13 protein-coding genes and 3 tRNA genes are annotated in these 16,080 nt (G+C 56.8%); 12 read left to right on the plus strand and 4 right to left on the minus strand.

What is annotated here, in order from left to right; all coding sequences use genetic code 11:
- Positions 1-14: 14 nt before the first annotated feature.
- Positions 15-1,271: a hypothetical protein gene (locus tag WW58_RS01525; RefSeq protein ID WP_046434783.1), complete on the plus strand. Its 1,257-nt coding sequence runs from the start codon at positions 15-17 to the stop codon at positions 1,269-1,271.
- A gap of 58 nt (positions 1,272-1,329) precedes the next feature.
- Entirely contained in the window at positions 1,330-2,115 is a 786-nt protein-coding gene (locus WW58_RS01530; RefSeq protein WP_046434785.1) for an SDR family oxidoreductase, read from the plus strand.
- A gap of 178 nt (positions 2,116-2,293) precedes the next feature.
- Here WW58_RS01530 and WW58_RS01535 read toward each other — a convergent pair whose 3' ends face one another.
- A complete protein-coding gene (locus tag WW58_RS01535; protein ID WP_046434787.1) occupies positions 2,294-2,791 on the minus strand; it encodes a hypothetical protein in 498 nt (165 codons plus the stop codon).
- A gap of 194 nt (positions 2,792-2,985) precedes the next feature.
- On the opposite strand from WW58_RS01535, the gene WW58_RS01540 reads away from it, so the two are divergent.
- The 6 genes from WW58_RS01540 (at position 2,986) to WW58_RS01570 (ending at position 7,424) form a co-directional block, all read left to right on the plus strand.
- A tRNA-Thr gene (locus WW58_RS01540) sits at positions 2,986-3,060 on the plus strand.
- Between the two features lie 44 nt (positions 3,061-3,104).
- A tRNA-Lys gene (locus tag WW58_RS01545) sits at positions 3,105-3,180 on the plus strand.
- A gap of 36 nt (positions 3,181-3,216) precedes the next feature.
- A tRNA-Lys gene (locus WW58_RS01550) sits at positions 3,217-3,292 on the plus strand.
- Between the two features lie 532 nt (positions 3,293-3,824).
- Positions 3,825-5,840, plus strand: coding sequence for an Eco57I restriction-modification methylase domain-containing protein (locus WW58_RS01560; RefSeq protein WP_180975886.1), 2,016 nt, complete (start codon positions 3,825-3,827; stop codon positions 5,838-5,840).
- A 4-nt stretch (positions 5,841-5,844) separates the two neighbouring features.
- Complete coding sequence (locus WW58_RS01565; protein ID WP_042447518.1) at positions 5,845-6,108, plus strand: hypothetical protein; 264 nt, start codon at positions 5,845-5,847, stop codon at positions 6,106-6,108.
- Positions 6,109-6,158: 50 nt separating this feature from the next.
- The gene (locus tag WW58_RS01570; RefSeq protein WP_102744249.1) at positions 6,159-7,424 is read left to right on the plus strand and encodes a hypothetical protein; all 1,266 of its coding nucleotides are present in this window, start codon (positions 6,159-6,161) and stop codon (positions 7,422-7,424) included.
- Between the two features lie 15 nt (positions 7,425-7,439).
- On the opposite strand, the gene WW58_RS01575 is transcribed toward WW58_RS01570, so the two are convergent.
- Complete coding sequence (locus WW58_RS01575) at positions 7,440-8,177, minus strand: hypothetical protein (protein ID WP_102738214.1); 738 nt, start codon at positions 8,175-8,177, stop codon at positions 7,440-7,442.
- Between the two features lie 160 nt (positions 8,178-8,337).
- On the opposite strand from WW58_RS01575, the gene WW58_RS12730 reads away from it, so the two are divergent.
- Positions 8,338-9,369: a tetratricopeptide repeat protein gene (locus tag WW58_RS12730; RefSeq protein ID WP_164917361.1), complete on the plus strand. Its 1,032-nt coding sequence runs from the start codon at positions 8,338-8,340 to the stop codon at positions 9,367-9,369.
- Here WW58_RS12730 and WW58_RS01585 read toward each other — a convergent pair.
- On the minus strand, positions 9,366-9,833 hold the full coding sequence (locus WW58_RS01585) for a hypothetical protein (RefSeq protein ID WP_146018619.1): 468 nt from the start codon (positions 9,831-9,833) through the stop codon (positions 9,366-9,368). The genes WW58_RS12730 and WW58_RS01585 overlap by 4 nt on opposite strands.
- Positions 9,834-9,945: 112 nt before the next feature.
- Between WW58_RS01585 and thiD the strand changes: the two genes are divergently transcribed.
- The 3 genes from thiD to WW58_RS01605 all read left to right on the plus strand — a co-directional run bounded on the left by thiD (position 9,946) and on the right by WW58_RS01605 (position 12,860).
- Complete coding sequence (gene thiD / locus WW58_RS01590; protein ID WP_046434800.1) at positions 9,946-10,734, plus strand: bifunctional hydroxymethylpyrimidine kinase/phosphomethylpyrimidine kinase; 789 nt, start codon at positions 9,946-9,948, stop codon at positions 10,732-10,734.
- 185 nt (positions 10,735-10,919) lie between these two features.
- On the plus strand, positions 10,920-11,192 hold the full coding sequence (locus WW58_RS01595; RefSeq protein WP_012419280.1) for a hypothetical protein: 273 nt from the start codon (positions 10,920-10,922) through the stop codon (positions 11,190-11,192).
- Positions 11,193-11,477: 285 nt separating this feature from the next.
- The gene (locus tag WW58_RS01605) at positions 11,478-12,860 is read left to right on the plus strand and encodes an SLC13 family permease (protein ID WP_046434804.1); all 1,383 of its coding nucleotides are present in this window, start codon (positions 11,478-11,480) and stop codon (positions 12,858-12,860) included.
- 46 nt (positions 12,861-12,906) lie between these two features.
- Here the strand turns inward: WW58_RS01605 and WW58_RS01610 are convergent, their stop codons facing one another.
- Positions 12,907-16,077, minus strand: coding sequence for an efflux RND transporter permease subunit (locus WW58_RS01610; RefSeq protein ID WP_046434806.1), 3,171 nt, complete (start codon positions 16,075-16,077; stop codon positions 12,907-12,909).
- Positions 16,078-16,080 lie beyond the last annotated feature (3 nt).

Consider the following 16,080-nt stretch of genomic DNA (forward strand, 5'->3'; position numbering starts at 1 on the left):
AACGCTACGTTCTCATGAAGCTTGGCTCCTGTTTTTCTCTGTTCCCGAATTTGCCGTTGATGGGAGGCGCGCTTCTGCTGGCGCTGTGTTTGTGTTCCTGCGGAGATAAGGGAAAGGAGGCCGGGGCTGCGGAAGCAGGGAAGTCAGAAAGGCTTTCCCCGGTGGAATCTTATGAAGAGCTGCTTTCCCTGCGCCTGAAGGAAGTGGAACAGATGACGGATTTGGTCGTTTCCATCCAGGACCGTACCGCAGGAGAGGCCCTGATGAATGAACTTGGGCGCCTGACGGAGAAGTTTAAATTTTACGATATGAATTGCGGGCGCCTGATGGCTCTGAATCCGCGCGTGCATGAAGAATCGCGTAAGATGCATCCCGCCTTTCATTCCATTCTCCGGGAGCGCGTGGACAAGGCCCGCGACCGGATGATGTCGGGAATACTGAAGCTCCATGAATTCAGGTATTATGATTCCGATGTCATCAGGAATGATCTGGAAAAGTGCGGTCTCAGCCTGACGGACGAACGGGTGGCCCTGTATTTGAACAACAAGATAAAGCCGTTTCTGAAGGCTTATCTGGAACAGTATTCCACCATGGTGGACATGCTGGAGGGGATTGATAATAAAGTTGCGGCGGAAGCCTATGCCGTATCTGTAGCCCTTCAGGGACGAATGGTCAGGGAGCAGATGAACAACATTGCCAGAATGGAGAAGAAGTATGGAGACTGGATTCCCGGTTTTGAACGGCATTTCCATGATGGGCTGGAAAAGATGAGAAAGAAGGCGGAGGATGAGCGCAAACGCGCTTTCCGAGCGCTCCTGAAACTCACGACGGCCAGGATGTATGATTCCCCTTCCATGCAAAAGGCAGTGGAGGGGCTCAAAATAGAGCAACCCAGGCTAATCGATTTTCAGGAGTTCTGGGCCGATCCTGTCGCGGCCATGGAAGAGTTCTGCGCGTGCCTGGAGAGAATTGACTTTCTCCTGCGCAGCATCAAGGATGCCGGAACGGCTGACCAGTGCGCCATGGAGCTGGTGGAAGTGGTGGCCAAGTTGAAAAGGTTGCGCTATGTTGTTGATGATTTCCAAAAATCCGGACGTATGAATCTGGTGAAAACCGGGGATATGGAGCGTATCAGCCGCCGTGCGGAGGAAGCGGAAATGGCCGTTTCCGGTTCCATGGCCCGTCTTATTGTGGAAACGGACGTGGTAACCCGTTCTCCTCTCCTTTCCAGAGCCATGGGGCTTTACCGCGATGTAATGTATGCACGTTAAGTACCGTATGCCGGAAGGCGATGATTGACTTTCTTGAGTGGAATATGACAATCAGCCTATGAGGGATGTTGATTTTTCCGGCAGTACCGTGGTGGTGACGGGAGGAGCCTGCGGCATTGGCCGCGCCATTGCAGAAGCTTTCGCTGCGGCGGGCGCCCGGGTGGCGGTTTTGGATGTGAAGCATGAGGAAACGGCCTCCCTGCTGGAGGAATTGCCGGGAGAGGGGCATCTTTGCGTGACGGGCAACGCGGGTGTGGAAGAGGACGTGCGGTCTTTTGCGGAAAAGGTGTTGGAATGTTTTGGCCGTGTGGATGTGCTGGTAAATAATGCGTGCATCACGCGTCGCGGCATTCTTTCCGGCTGTTCCTTCGAGGAATTCAATGAAGTTTTGCGCGTGGGAGTTTCCGCGCCCTATCTGCTGAGCCTTTTATTTCGCGACCATTTTTCCCGCGGCGCTTCCATTGTGAATATTGCTTCCACCCGCGCTTCCATGTCCCAGAAGGATACGGAAAGCTATAGTGCGGCCAAGGGCGCCCTCACTTCTTTAACTCACGCTCTCGCCATGAGCCTTTCCCCTTTCGGCGTTCGTGTGAACAGTATCAGTCCAGGCTGGATTGACACGGGGGTGTTCGGCGTCCTGTCTCCGGAAGATGCTTTTCAGCATCCTTCCGGGCGCGTCGGTTCGCCGGAAGATATCGTGAAGGCCGTTTTCTTTCTATGCGGCTCCAGCTTTGTCAATGCGGAGAATCTGGTCATTGACGGCGGCATGTCCCGTATGATGGTGTACCACGGAGATGAGGGGTGGTCATTCCATCCGGAACGGCCGGACAGCGTTCCTTCCTGACGGGCTTGCGCTTCCGGCATGCTTTCCATTGCAGCTGTTTCAAACAGGTCCCGTGCCGTCCGGACGCCTGTTCCGCCTGGAACTGGAATAACAGCGGCAGGAGCGTCCGTTTGCCTCCATAAAAAGGGCCATCCCCGGAACGGAGTGGCCCTTGTTTATGTCCCGAAGGAGAATAACGTCAACGGATGGTAACGCGGGGATCGTTCGCCAGAACCTCGGCCAGTTCTTCCCAGCCGTCTTCCGTCTGGAGCTGGAACATCTGGAGGTAGACGGACGCTACGCCGGCAGGGTATTTTTCGAACAGTTCGTCCACAGCTTTGGCGAGTTTCTCCTTGTCCAGCGTTTCCGGCAGTTCATTGACAATGCCGTTGCCGTCATGGGGGATGCCCAGGGTATTCAGGAACGTAATCAGCATGCCCTGGTGTTTGCGCAACAGCCAGACCTGAAGCAGATGGTCACCGATTTCATTGCTGGGTTTCCATGACAGCATTTTCTTGATGAAGGAAAATTGTTCCTGAAGAGGTTTGCGCTGGATGAATTCGGGGCGCAGTTTTTTCAGGGCTCCAAGTTCACGCACGGCAGCGCGGTAAATGGCGCGTTCCTGGTTGCGCATCCAGTCCAGAATGTTGCTGATTGTTTCTTCGTCCGCCTGCTGGAAAATGTAATATGCCTTCATGATAAGTAGGGAAAGAAAAGCTCTTTGAGGACATGCACTCCACCATGTTTCCCCCGCCTATGCAAGCTCTTCTACTGTCACCTGCCGCTCTTGGCTTTTATTCCGCATTCAAGGCGTAAAAAAACGGTCTTATTGCAAAAAAGACTTGCTAAAAGGGGTTGCTTATGATTACTTGCTTGTGCGCTTCTCGCGATGCCACTGTAGCTCAGGGGTAGAGCAACGCATTCGTAATGCGTGGGTCGTCGGTTCAATTCCGACCAGTGGCTCCATCTTCATGGGTGGTGCTTGTCGCGGGGGGAATCGCCGGATACATGCCTCGTTAGCTCAGTTGGTAGAGCAGCTGACTCTTAATCAGTTTGTCCACGGTTCGAGCCCGTGACGGGGTACCATCCGGTTGTTCCTGCAAGGAACGCCATCATTCCTGTGCCTCGTTAGCTCAGTTGGTAGAGCAGCTGACTCTTAATCAGTTTGTCCACGGTTCGAGCCCGTGACGGGGTACCATTTCTTTTCTAGTCCGGCTTGCTGATGGCAAAGCCGGATTTTATTTATTGCAAAATAGGGGAATAGAGAGACGAATTGAGGAAATTCTTCTGAATTTGAAGAAGGTGACAACGTCAGCATGGGGAGGCTGGCGGGGCATTTCCTGCCTTAGCCTCCTGTCTCATCGATGCTTGAAATTCCCTTTCTGCCGGAAACGCTTTTCGATTGATTCATCATGGCCATGATTGACTTTTCATCCAGCGCTGCGCCGGAAAATAATAATAGGGGATATTTTTCAAATGTTTATCGGGCGGTTAAAGTTTTTCAATATGCGCTCATATAGGTGAATCTGTTCGAATGACCCCTTCCCGGTGGTTGATACGGTTTTGGGGCGCCGGGAATGTTCAGAAAAGGGAGTTCCGGGCATTCATGTTCTGAAGCTGGCTTTCTGGACAATTTCTCCTTTTGGTTGCGCGGCCTGTTCCAGTAGTGTACGAATGCCGCAGTGAAGGAGCGGAACGTTCAGGATTGTTTTATAGCTCAGTATTTCTCCGTGGAGAAGGGCAACGGGGGCCGTCCTGAAACCTGGGAACGATTGAAAGAGGTTTTGATGGACAACTTGCAGAAACGGCAGGCAGGCCATGAGGGCCGGCTGCCGGGGGGATTCGCTTTTTCCTTGAGGGAAGAGGATGCCTGCCGGGTTGTTACTCCTTCCGTGCTGGAAGGATTGCTGGGGCGTTTCCTGACGGACGCCCGCCGTTCCGGGACGGTGTATACCCCCGGTTTTCTTGTTCGCTGGATGGCCCGGGAAGCGGTATCTTCCTGGCTGGAATCCAGATTGCCTTCTCCCAGGAGCGGTGATGAAGAAGCCGGGTTGCTGGGAAGTATCCGTGTGCTGGATTTATCCGTAGGGGCCGGAGCATTCACCATGGGAATGCTCCGGGAGCTTGTCGCCCGCAGAAAGCTTCTGGAACCGGATTGCCCGGAGCCCGATTTAATCCGCGCCGTTTTGGAAGAGAATATTTACGGAGTGGATGTTTGCGCGGAGGCATTGGAGGTGGCCCGTTTCCGTTTTCGTTGCGCATGGTTGGCCGCCGGAGGAAAGGGGGATTTACGGGATCGCCTGTTGTGCGGGGACAGTCTGGATATGTCTGCGTCCGGCGTCTGGCGTCAGGGTCTTTCAACGGTGATGGAGGAAGGAGGCTTTGACCTGGTGATCGGCAATCCCCCTTTTGTCGGAGAAAAAGGGAACAAGGAATTATTTGACCGTTTGAAATGTTCTTCTCTTGCTTCCTACTGCTCTTCCCGCATGGATTACTGGTACGTGTTTGCCTGTGTGGGGCTGGATGCCCTGAAGCGGGGGGGCGTAATGCATCTGGTCGTTCCCAACAAGTGGATGTCTAATGCGGGAGCCGCCTCTCTCCGCCGCAAGCTGCTGGAAGATTGCGGTTTGCTGCGCCTGTCGGATTTCGGAGCCTGCCGCGTGTTTGAATCCGCCCGCGTCCATACCATGACTGTTCTGGCGGAGAAAAAGGGAGAGGGAGGCGGACGCCTGGTTCCGGAATACCGCCGTTTTGGCGGCTCCTTGAATGACGTGGAATCATTTCTGGAACATGAGCCGTACCGTCGGTTTCCCTTGCCGGAAGATGCCGGAGCGTGCGTCAGGGAAGGATTGTCCTTCTGCTCTGCAGCAGAGCGGCATCTTCTGGAAAAGATGGATGCCTGCCGGAATTTCAGGCTGGATGCCGCAAAGGAAATGACGCAGGGGATTGTGCCGAATCCTGACGTCGTTTCTTCCCGAGCTCTGGAGAATCTGGCGCCGGAAACAGTGCGGCGGTACGGAATCCGGAGGGGGGATGGGGTATTTGTCTTGCCTCAGGGGTATTTTGGCCTGTTGCCGGAACGGGAGCGGCGTTTTCTCAAACCTCTGTATGAACCTGTCCAGGCAGGGCGGCATGCACTGAAAGCTCCGGAGAAGGTGCTGTTATATCTGACTCCGTCCAACGGAGCGGAGCAGGCCGTTACGCTTTTGCGCCATTTGGAAAAATTCCGTCCCCTGATGGAGGCCCGGCGGGAAACACGCATGGGCCGCATGAAATATTACCATGTGCACTGGCCCCGGCAGGAACGTTTTTTCCGGCCCGGCCCCAAAATTCTGGCTGTCAGGAAGTGTGCCCGTCCAACCTTCTCCTATACGGAAAAGGAAGCTTATGTGATGATGGCATTCAACGTGATACGCTCGGAACGCGTGAGCATGAAATATCTGGCGGCCCTGTTCAATTCGCGCCTGATGCAGTTTTGGTTTCTCCGCCGGGGAAAAATGCAGGGGGATTTTTTCCAGATGGATACCGCCCCTGTCCTCCGGGCTCCCATCCGGGTCCCCGGTCTGTCCCTGCTGCGGGAAGTGGAAGGGCTGGCGGACGCTCTCGCGGTCCGCTATTGCCCGGAAGGGGATGAGCGGATGAATGGGCTGATGGAAGACATTTACGGCCTTTCCCCGCAGGAGCGGGAAATAATTATTCAGGCATGTTCCCCCATGCGGGCCGGGAGGGAAAGCTTGCCGGAGTGATGATTTGGTGCCGGTAACTGTTCGCGATGATGCCAGGCTGCTGCATCGTTGTTTCTTCATCGTACAGGAAGTGATTGAAATGGCCCGGTTCATCAGGCCGGAGATACAACAGGCCGATGTAGCTGTAACTCCAAGCCGTGCTGAAACCTGCGTCCCTGGCCTTCTGATGGAGACGTTCCGGATGGGCGCACTGGTGCGTCCATCATTGCCGTTCTTCGTAACAACCCTTTCAGAAAACAACAATGTCGAAAGGAGCATCCGGGCTTGATTTTCGGAGAGGGCTCCTTAAGATGTGCGCCCAATTTGTTTGTTTAGCCTATGATGAAGCTTGTTTTTCCAGGAATGTTCCTGTTGGCCGCTTGTTGGTATGCCGCCTTTCCGGCGGCGGAAGCTGGCGCGGGAGCAGTTCAGTCCCAGCCGGTTTCCGGGGGCTCTCTGCCGTCCCTGTGCCGTGTGCTGGATCGCGGTCCGGTGCTGTACCGGAATGATTCCTCATGGATCAGGAAGGTGAAGCTGACGCTGATTGGCCAGTATCAGGCAGCAGCCGTCAGCCCCAATGGGGCCAATAAATTCTGCCCGTCTTCCGGCGGCCATAACAACGGGTGGAGGCGCGCTTACCTGGGCGGCGACATCCTGATGGGGGACGGTTCCTGGCGCCTGTCCAATCTGACGAATGTGGGGGATTTGGAAGGCCGGCACCGTGAAGTGCGGGGAGAATGGATCGGCAGCCATACGGAGTGGTCCCTGTATGAACTTTATCTGGAAAAGACCATGCCCGGCGTCAAGTTCAGGGCCGGTAAGCTGACGCCTCACCTGACGTCGGAGTATTGCCTGGCTTCCTCCCGGATTAAAACAGTGGAAAGATCCGCCCTGTGCAATGAATTGATTCCCATTTCCAACTGGGGTCTGGAGGCCAATTTTCAGAAGGATGCCAAGAGCCTGTACCATTCCTACGGCATTTACCTGAATGCGAACGGTACGGATTTGAAGGATGAAATCCAGTTTCATTCTGCAGACAACCTGTTTATCCTGAACGCCATGAAGTGGAAGGTGGCTTCTCCCATGTGGGACAGCCAGTTTCTGGGGTACCAGTATGCCCATAATTTTACGGAATGGCGGGGAAGGAAAATCCCTTCCACGTCCGATTACTGCGGAACGGGCGCGCAGGACGTGATTTCCCTGAGCTGGGACGCCAGCCGCGGCGCTTTCTCCATCATGGGGAATTTGCTGGCAGGCGTGGGAATTGTAGGCCAGCCCGGTGCAAAGAATGTGTACGGCCTGGTTCTGCAGCCCGTTTACCGGATTTCCCCGCATTTTGAGGGCGTCTTTCAATACCAGTGTTCCTTTGGAAACCGTTCTGTGAAGCTGAATACCCGTTATGTGCCCAGCGTCACCCATTATCCCGCATGGGTGGACAGCATGCATTCCTTTTACCTGGGGCTGAATTGCTATCTGTGTCCGGAGGCCGTCAATGCGGTCAAGCTGATGCTGGCTGTAGAGTATGTCACCAGCCATGTGGACTCGGCAACGGCCAAAGCTTTCAATGGATGGTCTGTTTTCGGGGCTGTCCGCTTCAAGTTCTGAGGCTTTTGCCCCCTTCTATTGTAATTTCTTCAATAAGGTGGGCTGATAGGCCGGGAGAGCCGGGATAGGAACGTATCCGGGCGGGAGCTGATCCCAGACGGGATGCATGGGCTGGGCATCCGCCTCAAAAACGGTTCCGTTAAAGGATTTGATGATGGTGCGGATGGCTCCGGACGGAGCCGGCTGCACTACCAGGGGGCGCGGCGCCGATTCCGGAAGATTCATGTGCAGGTTGACTTCCTCTTCATTCCAGGCGGGCCAGGAATCGGAAGACGTGGGGATTTCACGAATTTCCGTATTGGCGGCGGAACGGGGCGTATGGAAAAAGGGGCTGTCCGGATCCCCGTCGTTCAGCCAGATTTCCTCATCCGGCGTTTCGGTTGTGATGACAATTTCTTCCTGGTTTTCCGCATGGTGAAACTCATAGCCTGACCGCTCATGGACGTCCCTTTCCGTTTTGTCGTCATTCATGTGGATGCTGATGGCCGGTTTGCTTTTGGTGGCCTCGTGGGGAGTATGGGATTGGAAGAGGGCTGCCTGCCGCTTCAGGGTTTCCGGAGAGGTTCCGCGTGCGTATTTGGGGAAGAAAACGCTCTTGGTGTCTATTTTGCCAGGGTGTACTTTTACCGGTTCATCCGACAGCTCAAAGATGTATTTTACGGGAAGTTCCGTCGCGGAACCCCGGCAGGAAAAACTTACCAGGAACGCCGGGCCCAGGCATGTCAAGAGATACAGGGGCAGAACGAATTTCATCAGAGGTAGAACTGGTTTCAGTAGAGCAAAAAGAGGGAAATATTCAATGCAAAAAGAGGAAATCCGGCTCTCCGGCTTCGCGCTTCCGTGGCGTGCGGATGCGGCGTTTCCGTCATTTCTCTTCTTGGCAGCCTGGTGAGGCTGTCTTATGGTAAGGGTCATGATGAAACAAGTTGTCTCTTTATGTGCGGCTTCCTTTGCCTTCTTTTTTTTGAGCGGATGTGACCGCGCCCCTTCTTCCGGGGAAAAGCGGGCTTCCTCTGCTGCGGAACGGGAAAAGCCGTCTGCGGTGCGGAAAGAGGCGGAAACATGGAGAGCGCGTCTGGACGCTGCTGTTGCCGGCGCCGTCCGCGAGAAGGAAAATGGCAGCGAACATGTAAAAGCCCTCAATGATGTGGCTGCCCTGTATGCGGAGGGATTGCAGAATGGCTGGGTTCATCCGCTGGACGTGCGGGCCTGGTGTGATTCCGTGGCGGAGACCGGGTCCGGGTATTCCGGGGAAACGGTCATTGGCGCCATGTTCCTGTATGGGACGGGGATCAAGCGTGATGCCGTCGCGGCCAGGGAGTGGTTTGAGTACGGGCTTGCCCGCCCGGGAACCCAGCGGGGGAACGCCTTGTACATGTTGGGAATGATGTATTTCAAGGGGGATGGCGCGGATCAGGATCTGAACAAGGCTCTGGGGCTGTGGCACAAAGCGGCGGATGAGGAACATCCGGCTGCCATGGGGCTGCTGGGCCGGGCTTACATGGAGGGGAAGATGGGTTTTGAGAAGGATGCCGCTTCCGGCCTGGCGCTGCTGGAAAAGGCCGCCAATGGAGGGAATACGCCTTCGTCCGTTTATCTGGGGAACATTTACGCAAAGGGGCAGGGAGTGGCGCGGGATATGGAGCGTGCCATGAAGTGGTATGAACAGGCGGCTTCTGCCGGAGACGCCCATTCCCAGTATATCGTGGGACTGGCTTATCTGGAAGGTTCCGGCGTGCCTGCGGATGAGGGCAAGGCGTTCAACTGGCTCCGGCTGGCCGCCGGGCAGGACCACGTCAACGCCATGCTGATGCTTTCCGTCTGCTACAGCACCGGAAAGGGGACCCCTCAGGATGCGGATATGGCGGAAGTCTGGAAAAAGAAAGCGCTTCAACTGAATGCGGAGCGCGAGGGCGGTTCAGCTCCGCAGACGCAGAAACATTAGCTTTCCCTGATTTCCCTGTTCAGGAAATCCAAAGCTTTCCTCCGTTCCAGAATAACGTTCCCCCGGGAGTCCGGAATGACCAGCAGGCCGTCCCGGTGTTCCAGTATGGCGTGCATCATGGCGAATACATGGCCCAGGGCATATTCGTCTTCCAGAATGAAGCGCAGCATTTTGGTGCGGTTCCCTATCTGCCGGAGGGCCGCGCCGTCCCTTTTGAACGCCTGGCGCGCGTCGTCCGTTTCCATGACCCAGAATACGTCCAGCTGGGATTCCCCCGCTTCATCCAGATATTCTCCTTCCAGTACATGGTCCGGAGCGTTTTCCGGCGCGCCGGAAAGGTTCAGCCGGAAACAGCCGTCCAGGCGGAACATGCTCTCCTGCAATTCCTCTGCGGCCGGCAGAGGGGCATCCTGAATGAAAAGCCAGAATTCCTGTTCGTCCGGGGCGGGGGAGGCGTGCGTCATGAGATGATTATGGCATTCCCTCCTTGTTTTCCCACCCGGATTTGTGACATTGAGGCGGCGCGTGCGGATTTTTGGATGTTCAAGAGCTTTCTTCCCGATTAAAAACAGGGCCATGAGTATTCCCGTAATGATGACGATTGCCGGTTCCGACTGCTCCGCGGGGGCCGGTCTCCAGGCTGACCTGAAAGCGGCCCATGCCATGGGGGCGTTTGCGCTTACGGCCGTTACCTGCGTCGTGTCCGAGGCGCCCGGGACAGTGCGCGGCATTCAGGAGGTGGACCCTGCGCTGGTGGCTGACCAGGTGCGCATCAATCTGGAACATTTTCCCGTGCGCGCCGTGAAGACGGGCATGCTGTATTCCCCGGCTATCGTCCGTGCGGTGCATGAGGTGCTGGCCGGGGCGGATGTTCCCGTTGTGGTGGACCCGGTTATGATCGCCACGGCGGGCGACCGCCTGATGCGGGAAGAGGCGGTGGCTGTTTATGAAGAGCTTCTGCTGCCGGGAGCGGCGTTGCTTACTCCCAATTTGGATGAGGCTGCCGTCCTGCTCCGTTCTTCTGTTAATCCGGGCAGGGATGAACTGCCGGAGGCCGCCGCGCGCCTCGCCGTCAGGTACGGATGCCCCGTCCTTCTGAAGGGCGGCCATCTGGAGGGGGACTGCCGGGACGTGCTGTCCGGCCCGGACGGCTGCCTGCTGGGGCAATGGGAGCGCCCGCGCGTACAGGATGTGAGCACTCACGGAACGGGCTGTTCCCTGTCCGCCGCCGTCGCGGCGCGGCTGGCTGCCGGGGATGGACTGGTTGCAGCGGTGGAGCGCGGCCTGGAATTCATCGCTTCCGCCATCCGGAACCATCTGCGCTGGGAACAGCCGGTCCGGGTGGATGCGCTGAAATTGTGGTAAAACCTCCTTCGCCCCGGTTGTCTTCCTCTCCCGCACGGATTGGGGAACCCGGGGACTGCCTCCGCCTTTCTGTGCCTTAATAACGCTTTGTGCTTGCGTAAGGGAGGTGGGGTTGGTAGTTGTATCCACGCCCATGTGCCACATGGAGCTCGTAAGAATTAGTAAATATCATAGCAATCATCACTATGGGACAGCAAATCCGCAAAGTCACCAAGCGCCGCAGACGTATTGAATACCTCAAGCGTAAGAAGGAACAGTCCAAGTTGAATTCCAATGCGCCTATCCGTCTGGCCGTTCCCGTTGCCAAGGATGCCAAGCCTGCCGCCAAGGAAGCTCCCGCCAAAAAGACTGCGGCCAAGGCCCCGGCCAAAAAGACTGAAACCAAGGCTGCCGCCGCCAAGAAGGCTCCCGCCAAAAAGCCGGCTGCCAAGAAGGCCGCTGAACCCGCCGCCGAATAATTGCCCGGGCGGAGGTTTCCCCTCCGTGCATCAATCAGACAGTTTTACAAGCCGCCGTGCGATTGCATGGCGGTTTTTTTTGCATGTCCGGGCTTCCTGTATTTTCCCGGAGCGGGAAGAGGTGGCGCGGCTTTCCCGGTGATGCGCGCCGTGCGTATTCTCAAGCCGGCGGTTGATCTGTGTTTCCCTGTTTCCGGGGAAGGCCTTTTCCGGGGTTTTATGGAAAAGCATTGACACTGTTTTTCTGATGCGTACAAATAAAATAGCGTCGTTTATCTTTACTTTATGCGCCACCGTACTGCAGACACTCCCAAAGGGCACCGCAATTACGTCATCATTGCGTGTGACGTGCTTCTTTTTCTGGCTATGCTCAAGTGGCTTCCCGTAGAGCCGGAGGTGGCCAGGGGGCTTGCTGTTCTTACCTTTATCGGCATCCTGTGGCTGACGGAAGCCCTGCACGTAACCGTAACCTCCCTGCTGGTGCCGGTGCTTGCCATGTTTATGGGGATTCTGCCGGGGGAGAAAGCTCTGTCCGGTTTTGCGGACCCTACCATTTTTCTGTTTTTCGGGGGCTTTGCCCTGGCCGGGGCTCTTCACGAACAGAAAATTGATGCGTGGCTGGCGGGAAAAATCCTCCGGATGGCCCGCGGGAGCCTGGGGATGGCCCTGATTCTGATTTTCCTGGCTACGGCGTTTCTTTCCATGTGGATGTCCAATACGGCCACGGCGGCGATGATGCTTCCTCTGGTGATCGGCCTTCTGGACCGCGTTCCGGCGGAAAAACTTAAGACGACGGCTCCTTTTGCCATCCTGGGGGTGGCGTACAGCGCCTCCATCGGCGGCATGGGGACGCTGGTGGGTTCTCCTCCCAACGCCATTGCGGCGCATGAACTAGGCATGGGGTTTGCGGAATGGTTCCGGATTGCCATGCCCATTGTCCTGGTGTTCGGGGTGATCGTTTTCTTCCTGATGTACCTGTTCCTCCGCCCGAATCTGGGGATGCATGTGGATATGGTGCCGGAGGAAAGGGAGGGAACGGAGGGCAGGTTGAATGCCAGGCAGGTGCGTGTCCTTATTCTCTTCGTGCTGGTGGCCGGGAGCTGGATGTGCAGCAGTTTCCTTTCCTCTGCTTTGGGCGGCATCCCGTCCATGGACACGCTCATCGCGCTGAGCGCTGCGGTGCTGCTGCCGCTGTGCGGGGTGATCAACTGGAGCGGCATCGCCAAAAATACGGACTGGGGCGTCCTGCTTTTGTTCGGGGGCGGCATCACGCTCAGCAGCATCCTCGTCCAGACGGGGGCGGCGGGATTCCTGGCAGACCAGGTATCTTCTCTCGCCATGGGGCACAGCCCCATCGTCATCCTGCTCATCATCAGCCTCTTCATCACGTCGCTGACGGAATTCTGTTCCAATACGGCCAGTGCGGCCCTGGTGGCCCCGCTGATGGTCACGGTAGCCTCCGCCATGGGCATGTCTGCTACGCCGCTGGTGCTTCTGGTAGGCATAGGCGCTTCCTGCGCCTTCATGCTCCCCGTTTCCACTCCTCCTAACGCTCTGGCCTTCGCGACGGGAAAATTCCCTCAGATGACCATGGTAAAGGTGGGGCTGCTGATTAACGTGGTGCTCGTGTTCGTGAAGGCTTTCTGGGCCTGGATATTCTGGATGTAGGAGGAATGGGAAACTGTGCGGGAGCCGTTTTCCCCTTTCGGAAGTGTCATTCGGCCTGCTTCGCGGGGGCGGGGGCTCCCTGCTCCTTTTCCTGAAGTTTCCGCGCCGCTTTTTTGTCCAGCCCGGCGAGCTTGGCAATCAGGTAGAAGAAGGAAGGAATGAAAAATACCCCGATGAAGACGGCTGTAATCATGCCGCCAATGACCCCGACGCCTACCACCTGCCGCGCCGCTGCGCCCGCTCCCGTGGCGACGGCCAGAGGAAGGCAGCCCATGATAAAGGCGATGCTGGTCATCAGGATGGGGCGCAGGCGGATTCTGGCCGCATCCAGGGTGGCCGTGAGCAGGTCCGTGCCCTGACGGAGTTCCAGCACGGCGAATTCCACGATGAGGATGGCGTTTTTGGCCGCCAGGGCAATCAGGACGATGAGGCCGATTTCCGAATAAATGTTGAGGTCCAGCCTGGTAATCCACAGGGCCAGAAATGCTCCCAGGATGGCAATGGGGGCAGTCATGAAGACGGTTACGGGCAGGGACCAGCTCTCATACAGGGAGGCCAGAATCAGAAAGACAAACACGGCTGATGCCGCGAAAATCATGCCGATGGTGATGCCTTTTTGCGCCTGTTTTTCCTGGTAGCTCATTCCGGAATAGTCGTATCCCATGCCGGACGGCATGGTTTGGGCAAAAACTTCTTCCAGGGCGTTCATGACCTGGCCGGAGGAATAGCCCGGAGCCGGGGTGACGTTGAGCTGGGAACTGTTGAACATATTCTGGCGGATCAGGAATTCCGGGGCCCAGCCATGCGTAACGTTGATTACGGAATCCAGGGGAACCGGGTCTCCTTCATTGTTGCGCACATAGAACATGGAAAGCTTGTCGATGCTGTCCCGGTACGGTGCGTCCGCCTGCATGTACACCTGCCATTCCTGTCCGTAAATATTGAAGTTGTTCAGGAAGGTGCTTCCCATGTATGCCTGGATGGTGGCGTAAATCTCATCCACGTCCATATTCTGGAGAGTGGCCTGCTCCGTGTTTACATTCAGGTTGTACTGAAGGTTGGAGGGAGACATGAAATTGCTGATGCCCGCTATTTCCGGCCTCTTTTCCGCCGCCTCGATGAATTTGGACGTGTTGGCGGCCAGGAATTTTTCCCCGATGCCCTGGCGGTCCTCCAGCAGGAATGTGACATCCCCGGACGTTCCTACGCCAGGCAGGGGCGGCGGCGGAACCACATACGCCACGCCGGAGGAAATTTCCGCGTTCAGCCTGCTTTTCAGGCGTGCGGCGATGCCGTCCGCCGTCATGCCCGGAGCAGTCCGTTCGGACCAGGGTTTCAGGGAGATGAAGAAGAAGGAGTTGGAGGAGCTTTGGACGGAGCTGATGAGGTTGAAGCCGTTGACGGTAGTCACTACGTCCACGCCCGGATCCTCCCTGATGATTTTTTCAATCCGCGCGGCGGTGTCCGCCGTGACGTTCAGGGATGTATTGTCCGGCAGTTCCACGCCGCCGAACAGGTAGCCCTGGTCTTCATTGGGAAGGAATCCGCTGGGAATAAGTTTAGCCAGGGGAAAGAGAAGGGCGGTCATGGCGGCCAGCAGCAGGATGGACAGCCACATATGCCGGATAAGTCTGGCGCAGATTTCCACGTACCAGTCGCGCGCCTTGTTGAACCCCTTGTTGAACAATTTGAAAAAGGGCCCCAGCAGGGGAATGGAGTCAGCTTTTCCCCCTTTCAGCAGCCCGGCGGACAGGGTGGGGCTGAGGGACAGGGCGCAGAAGGCGGAAATGATGATGGACATGCCGATGGTCACGGCGAACTGTTCAAACAGTTTGCCTGTGACGCCGGGCAGCAGCAGCGTGGGGATAAAGACGCAGGAAATCACCAGCGCCGTGCTGACGATGGGGCCGGATACTTCCTTCATGGCCGCAATGGTGGCCTGGAGGGGCTTTTCTCCGTTGGAAATATGGTTCTTCACCGCTTCCACCACCACAATGGCATCGTCCACGACCAGACCGATGGCCAGCACCAGCCCCATCAGGCAGATGGTATTGATGGAAAAGCCGAACAATGGAAAGGCGATGAAAGCGCCCACGATAGACACCGGAACGGCAAAGGCCGGAATCAGCGTGCCGCGCCAGCCCTGGAGGAAAATGAAAACCACCAGCACCACCAGGCCCAGGGCAATCACCAGCGTGCTGACGATGTCTTCAATCCCGGCGCGGACGGCCAGCGTGGAGTCCAGGGAAACGAGGTAATCCATGCCGGGCGGCATATCCGTATTTTTCAGCAGGGCTTTGATATTGTCCACCAGCTGGATGGCATTTCCTCCGGGCGCCTCGTAAATGCCGATGGAAGCGGCGGGCATGTCGTTTACGGAAGAACTGAGGCTGTAAGTTTCCGAGCCCAGTTCCACGCGGGCGATATCTCCCACTCTTACGATGGAACTGTCCTGCCCGCGCACCACGATATTTTCGAATTCCTTCACGCTGGTCAGGCGTCCGGGCGCTTTTACGGTGAAGGAAAGCTGCTGGTCCGGCGGGGCGGGCTGCGCGCCTATCTTGCCCGCGGGATTTACGGCATTCTGGGCCTGGACGGCCAGCATCACGTCACGGGCCGTAATATTCAGGGCGGCCATCTTTTCCGGGTTCAGCCAGATGCGCATGGCGTAGCGGCCTGCCCCGAACACCTGCACGTCTCCTACTCCGGGCACGCGCTTGATGGCGTCCACCATATTGATATAGGCGTAATTGGCCAGCCAGAGGCCGTCATAAGTCCCCTGGGGGGAATAGAGGCTGACGACCAGGGCGGGCAGCCCGCTTGTCTTGCGGAGGGAGACTCCCAGCGCGCTGACTTCCGACGGCAGCTGGGAGGTGGCCTGCCCGTAGCGCAGGTAGGAAAGCACCTGGTCCATGTTGGCTTCCGTGCCGATTTCAAAAAGGATCATCATGCTCATTTGCCCGTTGTTGGTGTTGACGGAAGTCATGTAGGACATGCCGTCCACGCCGGACATTTGCTGTTCGATGGGGGATGCGATAGACTTGACCACCGTTTCACAGTCCGCTCCGGGATAAGTGGCCGTCACCTGGATGGAGGGGGGAATGATGTCCGGGTACTCGGAGATGGGCAGGCGCAGAATGGAAAAGGCCCCCAGCAGGACAATGATGACGGAGAGGCAGATGGAAAGGATGGGGCGCTTAATGAAGAAATCAGCCATGGC

This window comes from Akkermansia sp. UNK.MGS-1 (genome assembly GCF_000980515.1).
GTDB classification, from domain to species: Bacteria; Verrucomicrobiota; Verrucomicrobiia; order Verrucomicrobiales; family Akkermansiaceae; genus Akkermansia; species Akkermansia muciniphila.